Here is a 10,964-nt window from a genome sequence, read left to right as displayed (position 1 = left end):
CTGCTGGCTTGGGGTCAGGATAATACCAGGCTGCGTTTCGGTTCACCTGGCCCTCTACCGCAACATCATAATAGCTGGCAACCCCTTTCCAGGGGCACACGGTATGGGTTTCACTGGCTTGAAAATAGTGCCGATTAATTGATTCGGGCGGAAAGTAGTGGTTGCCTTCCACCACAACGGTTTTGTCACTGTCGGCTAAGACAACTCCGTTCCAGATGGCTTTGGTCATGGTGAATAATCCTTTCTTGGCTTCAAGTTTGATGCTTGTATACCATTCTAGCGCTGACAGAAGATTTTAGCTGTAAGGGCGCTTACAGTGAGTCAATCGAGTTTTTCTGAAGCAGGACTTTTCATTTTGGCGGTAGCGAACGGACGAACTCTAGGCCCTTCGACCGGCTGGCCGGTTTCAGCGTAATATTTGAGACCGGATTTCTAGTAATTTCCCTTACATTTCCTCTTTAACTACAATGGTATTAGGCACTTAGGCATTCACAGCGACAAAAAATTGTCGATCCTTTTTGCGAATGGCGAATGGCGAATGATGATTCTGATTCGCCATTCGCCCATTCGCCATTCTTTTCCAAGCGCAGTCTTGGAAAAAACCTATGTCTTGTTGTGAGTATAGGGCTGAGCGGAGGCTACTCTGGTTCAGTGGGTTTGAGACCGGTGTTCAGGCATAAATCTAGGGAGTCGAACCAGCGAGCCGGATAGTAGCATAGGGGGTAAGCGGTATATTCAATCCGGCCTAAACTCCCGGATCAATATTTGAGCAATTCTCTCTCGTCTTCCGGCTTGCCGTCAACGTAAACCGCGCCGTCTCGCACTTCCACGGTCTGGCCGCCGACAGCGATGCAGCGCTTGATGTAATCGAGCTTGGGGTCGCGCGGATATTTGAACACGACGATGTCGCCTGCCTGCGGCTCGCGGAGGGCGGGCAGCCGCCATACCGGAAACGCGATGTCGGTCCACGGAATGCCGTCGGGCGTGCGCGCGCCGTAAATGAATTTATTGACGAGCAGGAAATCGCCGACGAGCAGCGTGTCTTTCATCGAGCCGGTGGGAATGCGGAACGCTTGCACCACGAACGTGCGCAAGAGCAGCGCAAAAAACAGCGCCACGAGAATCGCTTCCGTATACTCGCGCGGCTTGCTTTTAGTGGGATGCTCGACGGCGTCACCCTTGGGTTTCGCCATTTTCACAGTAGTCTGAGACATGAGTCAAACCTTATGACGATTCAAAAATTACCGATGATACAACAGATCGACCGCTGCCTGACGGGTTAGAAAAACATTCTCCCGCACAAGCCGGGCGAGCCGGAATCAAAAAGAAAAAGCCTCACGCAACGATGCGAAGACGCAAAGAACAAGCAAAGCTTCTCTTTGCGTGAACTTGTTTGTTTTTTGCGCTCATCTGGCTTTTTAGATACTACCCTGATTTGCAGACAAGCGGCAAATCAACGCTTCTGCGAAGCAGCAAATAACTGTTCGGCGAAACTCGGTGACCATCGGCGATAAAATTTTTCACCGAAATGCGCCGAGCATTCCCGAAAAAACTCTGGCAGGATGATTTATCGGCAGAATTATTTTGAATCGTTCTGCCGGCAAATCATTCCCATAAACTTTCAGAACTTTATTCTAACTTTGAGCGCCTGATGGCCTAAGACTGCCATCCAAAATAAAGATGAAGACTGCCGGTTAATGTTCAACTTTTAACACCGCCAAAAACGCCTCTTGCGGAATTTCGACGCTGCCGAGCTGTTTCATGCGCTTCTTGCCCTCTTTTTGGCGCTCCAACAGCTTGCGCTTGCGCGAAATGTCGCCGCCGTAGCATTTCGCGGTGACGTTCTTGCGCATCGCTTTCACCGTTTCACGCGCGACAATCTTTGAGCCGATGGCCGCCTGAATCGCGACTTCGAACATTTGGCGCGGAATTAACTCGCGCAGCTTTTCGCAAATTTTCTTGCCCCATTCGTAGGCTTTCTCGCGGTGAACGATGTGGGAGAGCGCATCGACTGGATCGCCGTTGATGAGGATGTCAAGCTTGGCGAGGCTGCCTTCGCGATACCCGATGAAATCATAGTCAAGCGAGGCATAACCCTTGGTGTATGATTTAAGCTTATCGTAGAAGTCGAAAATGATCTCGGCCAGCGGAAATTCATACGTCAAATCCACGCGCGCGGTGTCGATGTAGCTCGTGTTTTTGTGCGCGCCGCGGCGCTCCTGCGCCAGTTTCATAATATTGCCGATGAACTCCGCGGGGGTAATGATTTGCGCGCGAATATAAGGCTCTTCGATGTGATCGATGTCGCCGGCATTCGGCATCAACGCCGGATTGTCGACCACCAGTTTCTCGCCGTTGGTTTTGAATACCCAATACTCGACGTTGGGCACGGTGGTGAGAATATCGAGATCGTATTCCCGCTCCAACCGTTCCTGCACGATTTCCAAATGCAGCAACCCAAGAAAGCCGCAACGAAAACCGAAGCCGAGCGCCACCGAGCTTTCCGGCTCATACACCAGGGAAGAATCGTTGAGCTTGAGCTTGTCAAGCGCGGCGCGCAACTCCTCATACTGCTCGGAGGCTGTCGGGAAAATGCCGCTGAACACCATGGGCTTCACTTCGCGATAACCCGGAAGCGGCTCGACCGCGGGATTGTCGGCGGAGGTAATCGTGTCGCCCACTTGCGTGTCCTTCACTTCCTTCACGCCGGCGATGCAATAGCCCACGTCGCCCGGTTCGAGCTGGGGCTGCGGAAATTTGCGCAGCCGCATAACGCCGACTTCCGCGACTTCGAATTCCTTGCCGGTGGAAAAGAAGCGGATTTTCATGCCCGGCTTAATTATACCATCGAACACGCGGATATACGCAACGGCGCCGCGATAACTGTCAAACATGGAATCAAAAATCAGCGCGCGCGGCGGGTCGCTGGCTTTGCCGCAGGGCGGCGGCACACGTTCGATCACCGCCTGCATGATGTCGGCCATGCCGATGCCCTGTTTGGCGCTGGCCAGAATGATCTCACGCTCGTCGATGCCCAGCACTTCCGTGATCTGATGCTTGACCATCTCGATCTGCGCGCCTTGCAGGTCGATCTTGTTGATCACAGGAATGATGGTGAGATTGTGCTCGAGCGCCAGATAGAGGTTGGAAATCGTTTGCGCTTCCACGCCCTGCGAGGCGTCAACGACAAGAATCGCGCCTTCGCACGCGGCGAGGCTGCGCGAAACTTCATAACTGAAATCGACATGGCCCGGCGTATCGATGAGATTCAATATGTACTCTTTGCCATCGGGCGCGCGGTAATTCATCGTAACCGCATGCAGCTTGATCGTGATACCGCGTTCACGCTCCAAATCCATGCTATCGAGCGTTTGTGAAACGATCTCTTCCTTACGCAGCGCGCCGGTTGTTTCCAGAAAGCGATCTGCCAGCGTGGACTTGCCGTGGTCGATATGAGCAATAATGCAAAAATTCCGAATGTTTTCCTGCATAAATTTTCGAGTCATTCCATAATTAAAAACCAAAAGCGTGAAAGCCCTCCTGGCCAAATTTGGAAGCAGCAATCTATCAAATTTTGTGCAAAGAGACAATAGAAAATCCAGTCACATGATTGTAACCGTGCAAAAAATGCCGCCGGCGCAACCCCGGCTGCCAAGATTGGACATTGACTTTTCTTCCATTTTGAGCTACATTCGCCGTCATGGCGAGCATACCCAATTCAAAAAAGTTGACCCCTGCGGCAATGACCAGCACGGAACTCGAGGCGCTGCAAGCCAAAGTTGCCAATCTCTCGAGCTTGATCGAAGTGAGCATCATCGTCAACAGCACGCTCGATCTCGACAACGTGTTGAGCTTGGTGATGGAGAAAGCGCAAGCGGTGATGCACGCCGAGGCCAGCTCGGTGATGTTGATCAACGAAGCGACCGGCATGCTGGAATGGGAAGTGGCCCTGGGCGAGGTGGGCGAGCAGGTTAAAGATAAAATTCGGTTGCGCGTGGGCGAGGGCATTGCTGGGTGGGTGGCGCAAACCGGCGAGCCGCTAATCGTGCCGGATGTCAGCCAGGACCCGCGCTTTTTCAAAAAGAGCGATGATGTCACGGGTTTCAAGACGCGCTCGATTCTGGCTGCGCCGCTGAAAGTGCGCAACCGCATCATCGGTGTGGCCGAGGTGTTGAATCCCATTGGTGGCCGGAATTTCACCAACGATGATCTGGATTTATTTTCCACGTTTTGCCGCCAGGTTGCGCTAGCCATTGAAAACGCGCGCAACCATCGCGCCATGCTGGAAAAACAGAAGCTGGATCAACAACTTGAGGCCGCGCGCACGATTCAAGAAAGTTTTTTGCCGCAAAAATTCCCGTCCGATCCGCACAATCGTTTCAGCGTGGCCGCCAGGTCGATTCCCGCCATTCAAATCGGCGGCGATTTTTATGATTTTGTAAATTGCAGCGACGAAACGCTTGGCGTGGTGATGGGCGATGTCTCCGGCAAAGGCATGCCTGCCGCGCTGTACATGGCGCGCCTGATGAGCGACTTTCGCATCTACTCGCAAACCGATTCGCATCCCGCCCAGGTGTTGGAAACCATCAATCACATTCTCGTCGAACGCGGACGCCGCGGCATGTTTGTAACCTTGCAATATATTTTGCTCGATCTTGCCACCGGCAAGGTGAATTATGCCACCGGCGGACATTTACCGTTTTTTTGGCTGCGGAATAACGGCAAATCCGGTGAGTTTATCGGCAAAGGCGGAGGCGCGCCGCTGGGCATTCTGGCGGAATCGCGTTTTGCGCAAAAATCAATGCAGCTCGCGCCGGGCGATTATCTCATCATTTTTACCGACGGCGTGATCGAGGCCAAAAACAGCGATACCAAACAATATTCCATGGAACGCTTGGGGAAGAGCCTGCGGCGGCCCTGGCCCTCGCCGCAAGCGCTGGTGGATCATTTGATGCAAGATGTGCAGCGTTTCACCGGCGGCGAAGCGCAACATGACGATCAAACCGTGGTGGTTCTGCGCTGGGGCTGAGATTCACACGCAACCGACATCTTTATGAACAAACACGCTGAACACGAAGCCGTGCCTGCGGCGCTCGCCCGCTTGTTCTCATCGGAAGATCGTGAGCAGATAGCGACGGCGATAAAAAAAGCCGAGGGCCGCACCGCCGGTGAAATCGTGCCGTTTGTCGTTGAACAAAGCGATGATTATGAAATCGCCTGGTGGCGCGGCGGCATGAGTTTGAGTTTGAGCGTCATTCTTGCGCTGTTGTTGCTGCGGGAGTTTACGTCGCTCTGGCTCAATCTCGGCTTGGCGCAAATCGTCATTTTGATTTTGGGCGCGCAGGCGGTGGGCATGGCTGCCGTCTATTTCACGCCCGCATTGAGACGCTTTTTTGCCGGACAACGCTTGCTCGATCTGCGCGTGACGCAGCGCGCGGCGGAAGCCTTTGTTGCAGAGGAAATTTTCCGAACTAAAGATCGCACGGGCATTCTGATTTTTTTGAGTCTGCTCGAACGCAAAGTAATCGTGTGGGGCGATGTCGGCATCAATGCCAAAGTCGAGCAGCACGAATGGAACGAAGTCGTGCAGCTCATCATCAGCGGCATGCGCGCCGGGCAACCCAGCCGCGGGTTGATTGCAGCCATTGAAAAATGCGGCGAGCTGTTGCACCGGGAGGGCGTCATCCGCCGGCCGGATGATACTGACGAATTAACCGATGCCCTTCGTTTCGGCAACCATCTGAATTAGCAACCAAGCGCATCGCATGACGATACGGTTTTTTCTCTGCTTTTTCTATTTCGCTTTCGTCGCACTGCCAGCGCAAACGCTCGAGGTTCCGTTCTTAGCCGCGAGAGTGAACGATACCGCCGGCATGCTCTCTTCGGCGACCATCGAGGAGCTGGAGCAGACTCTCAAGACGCACGAAGATTCGACTTCCAATCAAGTCGTCGTGCTCACGATTGCCGGTTTGCAGGGCGAAGTATTGGAGGAATTCTCCCTGCGTGTAGTAGAGACATGGAAGATCGGTCAGGCCGATAACGATAATGGCGTGTTGCTGTTGATCGCCCGCGATGATCGCGCCGTGCGTATCGAAGTCGGCAGCGGCCTGGAAGGCGATTTGCCGGACATCACTTGCGGTCGCATCATTCGCAATGAAATCGTGCCGCGTTTTCGCGACGGTGATTTTGACGGCGGCGTGCGTAACGGCGTACATGCGATTCTCGCAGCCATTCAAGGCGCTTATGTCGCAAGCGATGAGCCGGCATCTTCGGAGCTTGATTGGAAAGGCCGGCTGCTGATGCTCTTCGTTTTTTCAGTTGTCGTCGGGATGTTCACATACATCTGCGCCGTTTCAGAAGGCTTCTCCGGCTGGTTCTTGTATTTCTTTCTGATTCCGTTTTGGTTCGCATTTCCGCTGGTGATTTTGGGAACGCGAGGCGGGATGGCTGCATTTGGCGCGTATTTATTCGGCATCGGCGGGCTGAAATTGTGGTTGAGCTTCAGCCCAAAGGGCAAAGCGCAGCAAAAAAAATGGTCAAAGAAATGGGGAGGCAGCACGGGCGGCGGCTGGCGTTCCTCCGCGGGCGGCAGTTCGGGGCGCAGCGGTTCTTCCGGCGGCGGTTTTTCGGGAGGCGGCGGCAGCTTTTCCGGCGGCGGCGCTTCCGGCGGATGGTGAACATGAGAGAACAAAAATTTTGAAACACGGGTGTTGTGTTGTTGAAAAGTGAAGCAGAGCGGCCTATCACATTTTGATTCTGCAACATTTTGACGTGCAGGAGTTGTATGAAAGGGATAAAACGAAAACGCGCGAACGCGGCCAAACTAACCAGCGACACAGTTGAATTCCGGGTGGCGAGCGATCCCAAGCTGCTCAAAATCATTCGCGCCGGCATCGCGCATTTGTGCGAATTGATCGGCTTTACGCCGCAGCAAAGCTTGCAAACCACGCTGGCCGTGGATGAGGCGTGCGCGAATATCATTAAATATGCTTATGACGGCGCGACCGACAAGCCCATCATCGTCACCGCGCGCATGATTCAAAACGGCATCGAAATCATCTTGCGCGATTTCGGGAAAAAGGCCGTACTCACAGAAATCAAATCGCGCGATCTCAACGACATTCGCCCCGGCGGCCTGGGCGTGCATCTCATTCGCAGTGCGATGGACGTCGTCGCCTATGACACGGGCCTCAAACGCGGCAATCAATTGCGTTTGGCAAAATTTTTTGTATCAGACCCAGCTTCCGCAGAGACGGAGAAATCGTCTCTTGTTCATGCAAGCCCATGAGAGTTGGAACGGGTTGCTGGTTGCTTGTTGCTGCCCGCGAGTCATGACCAACCAGCAACCAGTAACGAGGAACCAACAACAAGAAAAGGAATCGTCATGCTTGACATCGTCACACGTCAAAAGGATCAGGCCACGATCATCGCCATTTCGGGTGACGTGGATCTCTACTCGTCGCCGGAGGTGCGCAAAGTCATCATCGGCTTGACTAACAAGAAGGCGCCGCTCATTGTGGTGGATTTGCGCGCCGTCAATTATATGGACAGCTCCGGCATTGCGACGCTGGTCGAAGGCCTGCAGCAAATGAGCAAATATCAAGGCGAATTGCGACTGTTCGGCCTGGGCGCTGCGGTGCGTGAAGTCTTCGAGCTGAGCCGCTTGGACAAAGTCTTCCAAATTTATGAAAGTGAAGACGCGGCGTTGCGGAACGGCAAAACCTCGCGTGAAGAACTGCAATCTGCCGCAGGATAAAACGGCGCCCGGAAAAGTTATGGTTTAATGAATGCAGCGGCGCTCAAGCCGCGCGCATAAAACATTAGAATGAATTTGCTCTCATGACGAAGGTGTTGGGATATCTAGGCCGGCAAACGCTGCAATTTTTAGTACATCTCGATCGCTTCGCACGCTTGAGCGTGGAAACGGTGTGGTGGACGATCGTCGCGCCGTTCAAAGGCGAGAAAATGCGTGTGCGCAGCCTCATCGAGCAAGTCGTGCGCATCGGATATGAATCGCTGCCCATCGTCCTGGCCATCGCCTTTTTCGTGGGAATTATTCTGGCGATGCAAGCGGCGTATCAACTTAAACGTTTTGGCGCAACGATTTTCGTCGCCGATCTCGTCGGCGTTTCGGTGATTCGCGAATTAGGCCCGCTGCTCACCGCCATCGTCATTGCAGGCCGCAGCGGCTCGGCCATTGCCGCGGAGATCAGTTCCATGAAAGTGGCAGAAGAGATTGATGCGCTGCGCACCATGGGTCTAAATCCCATCGGTTTCTTAGTGGTGCCGCGCGCCCTGGCCCTGATGATCGCGTTGCCCTGCCTGACGGTTCTCGCGGATTTAGTAGGCATTTTCGGGGGTTATCTGCTCGCCATCACCACACTGGATTTCTCCACGCTGCGATATTTTAATCAAACCTCGGCGGCGCTGACGATGAAGGACTTGATCACGGGATTGGTCAAAAGCGAATGTTTTGCCATAATCATCGCGATGGTGGCTTGTTATGAAGGTTTTCGCGCCGAAGGCGGGGCCGTGGGCGTGGGCAAATCGACCACAACAACAGTTGTTGCCTCGATTTTCTTAATCATCGCTGCGGATGTTTTTTTTACCGCATTGTTTTATGCGAGTTTCTGAAATGCCTGCAAAAGAACTGCTGAAAGCCATTGACTTCGCCCTGGAAAACCGCTGGGACGAGTCGCATCAAATCGTGCAGCAGTACGAAGACGATCATCTCGCCAGCTGGATTCATGCGGTGTTGCACAAAATCGAAGGCGATCTCAGCAACAGCCGTTATTGGTATCGCCGCGCCGGCAAAATGGAACACCTCGACGACGCGCCGGAGCAGGAATTGCATCACATCAAATCGCTACTCGCCTGACGCATGCCAACGACTCCGACTCCGCTCAACGGCCCGCTGCGCCTGCCTGAAGACATTATCATTTCGATTCGCGATCTCGTCACGCATTATGGCAACCGGCCAATTTTGCAGGGCATCAATCTCGATATTCGGCGCGGCGAAACCATGGTCATTCTCGGGCGCTCGGGTTGCGGCAAAAGCACGCTGTTGCGCCATCTCGTGGGGTTGGCCTTGCCGACCTCCGGCCAAATCATCATTAAGGGTTATGATCTCGCTGCGATGAGCGAGGGAGAAACGGCGCCCGTGTTGCGCAAAATGGGCATGCTGTTTCAAGGCGCGGCTTTGTTCAACTCCATGACGGTGGGCGACAACGTTGCCCTGCCGCTGCGCGAACATACGCGCCTGGAAGAATCGACCATCAAAATTATGACGCGCATCAAGCTCGAGCTCGTCGGCTTGGCGGGTTTTGAAAATTTTATGCCGGCGCAATTGAGCGGCGGCATGAAAAAACGTGCAGGCCTGGCGCGCGCCATTGCCATGGACCCGGAGATTCTGTTTTGCGACGAACCCTCGGCCGGTCTGGACCCGGTGGTGGCCGTGGGCATCGATGAATTGATTCTCAAGCTCAAACGCGCCTTCAATATGACCACGGTGGTGGTGACGCATGAGCTGGCCTCGGTTTTCAAAATTGCGGATCGCATTGCCATGTTGCATGAAGGCCAGATCGTGGCGATGGGCACGCCGGAAGAACTGCGCGACAACGCGCATCCCATCGTGCAACAATTTTTTAACCGGCTGCCGGATGCAGAAGAATTGAATTCGGAGGCGTATCTCAACACCTTGGTGGGCGCATAGTGTACGGTTGCCTTGAAAAATTTATCCGGCTGGATGCCATTTTAGAAATGGCTATCTCTACAAATCAAGGTAACGGTGCATGAGCCTGCAACAGAGGTTTGCCCCGGCATGATCAAAATCTAGAGGTAAATTTTTTATGGAATATCATTCCCGCGAAGTCAAAGCCGGTCTTTTGGTGATTCTGAGTTTGCTCGCGTTTATGGCGTTTATATTCACCATCACTAAAATCGACTGGGAACGCAAGGAAAAAACGTTTACCGCGCGCTTCGACTATATCGGCGGCATTGATCGCGGCGCGATGGTACGCTTCGGCGGCTTTTTGATCGGCACGGTCACGGATTTGTACATCGCCCCGGATGACAACAGCCAAATCGAGATCGTGTTGACCGTGGATTCGCGCGCGCCCGTGCGCAAAGATTCGGAAAGCTTTATCACCACCATCGGCATTATGGGAGAATCATATATCGAAATCACCCCCGGCACGAATGAAGAAGAGCTGCTCGGCTCCGGCGGCCGTTTGCGCACGCGCGAAGTGCCGGCGCTGAACCGGCTCAGCGAGCCGTTCATGGATGTTAGCAAACAATTGGCGTTGTTGCTGGTGCAGGCAAATGATTTGCTCAACGACACCAACCGCCGGCGCTTTTCCAACATGCTCGCCAATGCCGATTCGCTGCTGGGCAGCAATGCCAGCGAAATTTCCGGAATCGTTTCGAATTTAAATGCGCTCACGTTTCAAATGCAAAACTTCAGCGCCAAACTCGACAAGCTGATGGGCGAAAACGCGCAGACCTTGGACACCACAATGGCGAGTTTGAATGTAACCCTGACGCGCATTGACACACTGCTGCAATCGTTGAATGAAACCATGCAGGTGTTGAACGATGTGGCGCTCACCAATCAAACCAATCTGCACGGCACGATGGAGAATTTGGAGCGCGCGACCAACGATTTCGCGCAATTCAGCCGCACGCTCAAAGAACGCCCGTGGAATTTGATCCGCAAATCTTCGCCGCCGGAGCGCAAGCTGCCGGATTAAGCCGCGCCTGGTGACAATCGCGCTGGCAAATCAAGTATGCGAATGCACTGCTATCCGGTTAAGCTCAAAAATTGGTTTTGGGCGAACGAAGAATAACGAGTTAGCTTCAGAAAAAGCTAAAAATTTCTCAAAAACAAGCTTCGAAGAATAATGCCAAAGCATAGAATCGCATCTTGACCCTATAAATATTAGTCAAAATCGTAGTTGCTTTGGTGG

General features: G+C 53.4%; 12 protein-coding genes. 9 read left to right on the top strand and 3 right to left on the bottom strand.

Annotation, left to right across the window (positions count from 1 at the left end; all coding sequences use genetic code 11):
- The 3 genes from FBQ85_19215 to lepA all read right to left on the bottom strand — a co-directional run.
- Positions 1 to 229 (bottom strand): DUF427 domain-containing protein (locus FBQ85_19215; GenBank protein MDL1877266.1); only part of this gene is annotated, 229 nt, incomplete at its 3' end.
- 529 nt (positions 230 to 758) lie between these two features.
- Positions 759 to 1,193 carry a signal peptidase I gene (gene lepB, locus FBQ85_19210; protein ID MDL1877265.1) on the bottom strand — a complete coding sequence of 145 codons (435 nt, stop codon included), beginning with the start codon at positions 1,191 to 1,193 and terminating at the stop codon, positions 759 to 761.
- Between the two features lie 501 nt (positions 1,194 to 1,694).
- A complete protein-coding gene (gene lepA, locus FBQ85_19205; protein MDL1877264.1) occupies positions 1,695 to 3,506 on the bottom strand; it encodes an elongation factor 4 in 1,812 nt (603 codons plus the stop codon).
- Between the two features lie 194 nt (positions 3,507 to 3,700).
- On the opposite strand from lepA, the gene FBQ85_19200 reads away from it, so the two are divergent.
- From FBQ85_19200 to FBQ85_19160, 9 genes are all read left to right on the top strand, one after another.
- The gene (locus FBQ85_19200) at positions 3,701 to 5,029 is read left to right on the top strand and encodes a GAF domain-containing protein (protein MDL1877263.1); all 1,329 of its coding nucleotides are present in this window, start codon (positions 3,701 to 3,703) and stop codon (positions 5,027 to 5,029) included.
- A gap of 24 nt (positions 5,030 to 5,053) precedes the next feature.
- Positions 5,054 to 5,749: a hypothetical protein gene (locus FBQ85_19195; GenBank protein MDL1877262.1), complete on the top strand. Its 696-nt coding sequence runs from the start codon at positions 5,054 to 5,056 to the stop codon at positions 5,747 to 5,749.
- A 16-nt stretch (positions 5,750 to 5,765) separates the two neighbouring features.
- Complete coding sequence (locus FBQ85_19190; GenBank protein MDL1877261.1) at positions 5,766 to 6,677, top strand: TPM domain-containing protein; 912 nt, start codon at positions 5,766 to 5,768, stop codon at positions 6,675 to 6,677.
- A gap of 107 nt (positions 6,678 to 6,784) precedes the next feature.
- Positions 6,785 to 7,288 (top strand): ATP-binding protein, encoded by a 504-nt coding sequence (locus tag FBQ85_19185; protein ID MDL1877260.1) that lies wholly within the window; start codon positions 6,785 to 6,787, stop codon positions 7,286 to 7,288.
- Between the two features lie 96 nt (positions 7,289 to 7,384).
- Positions 7,385 to 7,756, top strand: a complete 372-nt coding sequence (locus tag FBQ85_19180; protein MDL1877259.1) for an STAS domain-containing protein — start codon at positions 7,385 to 7,387, stop codon at positions 7,754 to 7,756.
- Between the two features lie 83 nt (positions 7,757 to 7,839).
- The gene (locus FBQ85_19175) at positions 7,840 to 8,634 is read left to right on the top strand and encodes an ABC transporter permease (protein MDL1877258.1); all 795 of its coding nucleotides are present in this window, start codon (positions 7,840 to 7,842) and stop codon (positions 8,632 to 8,634) included.
- Between the two features lies 1 nt (position 8,635).
- Positions 8,636 to 8,878 (top strand): hypothetical protein, encoded by a 243-nt coding sequence (locus tag FBQ85_19170; protein ID MDL1877257.1) that lies wholly within the window; start codon positions 8,636 to 8,638, stop codon positions 8,876 to 8,878.
- 3 nt (positions 8,879 to 8,881) lie between these two features.
- Positions 8,882 to 9,712: an ABC transporter ATP-binding protein gene (locus FBQ85_19165; protein MDL1877256.1), complete on the top strand. Its 831-nt coding sequence runs from the start codon at positions 8,882 to 8,884 to the stop codon at positions 9,710 to 9,712.
- Between the two features lie 136 nt (positions 9,713 to 9,848).
- Positions 9,849 to 10,748: an MCE family protein gene (locus FBQ85_19160; protein ID MDL1877255.1), complete on the top strand. Its 900-nt coding sequence runs from the start codon at positions 9,849 to 9,851 to the stop codon at positions 10,746 to 10,748.
- Positions 10,749 to 10,964: the final 216 nt, after the last annotated feature.

Source organism: Cytophagia bacterium CHB2 (genome assembly GCA_030263535.1).
GTDB lineage: Bacteria > Zhuqueibacterota > Zhuqueibacteria > Zhuqueibacterales > Zhuqueibacteraceae > Coneutiohabitans.
Note: the sequence above shows the minus strand (reverse complement) of the source record. Positions and strands in the feature narration are given on the sequence as shown.

Bases quoted from the DNA above. Each gene is read 5' to 3' on its own strand.
- lepB (MDL1877265.1), bottom strand. From the start codon at position 1,193: ATGGCGAAACCCAAGGGTGACGCCGTCGAGCATCCCACTAAAAGCAAG.
- lepA (MDL1877264.1), bottom strand. From the start codon at position 3,506: ATGACTCGAAAATTTATGCAGGAAAACATTCGGAATTTTTGCATTATT.
- FBQ85_19200 (MDL1877263.1), top strand. From the start codon at position 3,701: ATGGCGAGCATACCCAATTCAAAAAAGTTGACCCCTGCGGCAATGACC.
- FBQ85_19195 (MDL1877262.1), top strand. From the start codon at position 5,054: ATGAACAAACACGCTGAACACGAAGCCGTGCCTGCGGCGCTCGCCCGC.
- FBQ85_19190 (MDL1877261.1), top strand. From the start codon at position 5,766: ATGACGATACGGTTTTTTCTCTGCTTTTTCTATTTCGCTTTCGTCGCA.
- FBQ85_19185 (MDL1877260.1), top strand. From the start codon at position 6,785: ATGAAAGGGATAAAACGAAAACGCGCGAACGCGGCCAAACTAACCAGC.
- FBQ85_19180 (MDL1877259.1), top strand. From the start codon at position 7,385: ATGCTTGACATCGTCACACGTCAAAAGGATCAGGCCACGATCATCGCC.
- FBQ85_19175 (MDL1877258.1), top strand. From the start codon at position 7,840: ATGACGAAGGTGTTGGGATATCTAGGCCGGCAAACGCTGCAATTTTTA.
- FBQ85_19170 (MDL1877257.1), top strand. From the start codon at position 8,636: ATGCCTGCAAAAGAACTGCTGAAAGCCATTGACTTCGCCCTGGAAAAC.
- FBQ85_19165 (MDL1877256.1), top strand. From the start codon at position 8,882: ATGCCAACGACTCCGACTCCGCTCAACGGCCCGCTGCGCCTGCCTGAA.
- FBQ85_19160 (MDL1877255.1), top strand. From the start codon at position 9,849: ATGGAATATCATTCCCGCGAAGTCAAAGCCGGTCTTTTGGTGATTCTG.